The following is a 1,359-nucleotide window of genomic DNA, read 5'->3' as shown; positions in this document are numbered from 1 at the left end:
GTGCACCCGACCGATCACCACGCTGTTCCCGATCCCCGAGGCTGACGACGACGATAACCACGTCTACATCTCGGTCGGCCACCAGCAGATGAAGACCGACCCCATGAAGCCGCTCGGGCTGTCGCTGTGGCAGCTGACGACACCCCGCCCCATGGCCGAGGCCGGCGGTCGCCTGTTCGTGGACGCCACCCGCCAGTTGGCGTCGCCCACGAGCCGCGCCGGCCTGCTGGCGGTCTCGGAGAAGTCCGATCCGCTGATCGGGGACGCGCTGCGGACCGTCGTGGCGCGCGAGGGCTTCCTCCCGTCGCTCCCGGACGAGGGGTCCGGCCCGCCGATCCCCGGCGCCGCGCCGGTCGAGGTCGAGGCCGATCCGGAGCTGGTCACCGAGTTCGTCGCGCGCGGCGAGGCCTCCATCGCCGCGTTGGAGCGCGAGATCCGCACGAAGTCCGGCCCGGAGCTGCTCGACTTCATCCTGGCCGACGTCCAGGAGCTGCGGCGGCTCCTGTTCGAGCCGCGGAGCATCCGGGTGATCATGGCGGCGATGCAGGCGACGTGGTGGCTCAACGAGCGGTTGCAGGAGTGGCTGGGCGAGACGAACGCGGCCGACACGCTCACGCTGTCCGTCCCGCACAACGTCACGTCGGAGATGGGGCTGGCACTCCTCGACGTCGCGGACGCGATCCGGCCGCACCCGGAAGTCGTCGCCCACCTGCGCGAGGCCCGCGACGAGGACTTCCTCGACGAGTTGGCCGACCTCCCGGGCGGGCCGGAGGCGCGCGACGCCATCGCGGGCTACCTGGACAAGTACGGGATGCGCTGCGTCGGCGAGATCGACATCACCAGGCCCCGGTGGAGCGAACGCCCCACCACGCTGCTGCCCATGCTCCTCTCCGACGTCCGGAACTTCGAGCCGGGCGAGGGTCGCCGCCGCTTCGAGCAGGGACGCCAGGAGGCGTGGCGGAAGGAGCAGGAGGTGCTGGAGCGCCTGCGTGCCCTGCCGGACGGGGAGCGGAAGGCCGAGGAGACCAAGCGGAAGATCGACGTCGTCCGGACGTTCAGCGGCTACCGCGAGTACCCGAAGTACGGGATGATCAGCCGTTACGCCGTCTACAAGCGGGCCCTGCTGGACGAGGCCGAGCGCCTGGTGCGGGCGGGTGTGCTGCGGGAGCGCGAGGACGTCTTCTTCCTGCGGTTCCAGGAACTCCAGGACGCCGTGCGCACGCAGCGGGTCGACGACGGACTCATCCGCCGGCGCAAGGAGGCGTTCAAGTCGTACGAGGCGCTCACGCCGCCCCGGGTGCTCACGTCGGACGGCGAGGCCGTCGCCGGGTCGTACCGGCGCGACGACCTGCCGCCCGG

1 pseudogene is annotated in these 1,359 nt (G+C 71.5%); it reads left to right on the top strand.

Going from position 1 to position 1,359, the window contains the following annotated elements:
- Positions 1-1,359, top strand: a pseudogene (locus AB0G02_RS40425) (phosphoenolpyruvate synthase); the annotation flags it as partial.

It is taken from the genome of Actinosynnema sp. NPDC023658, from assembly GCF_040639995.1.
Taxonomy (GTDB): domain Bacteria; phylum Actinomycetota; class Actinomycetes; order Mycobacteriales; family Pseudonocardiaceae; genus Actinosynnema.
Note: the sequence above shows the minus strand (reverse complement) of the source record. Positions and strands in the feature narration are given on the sequence as shown.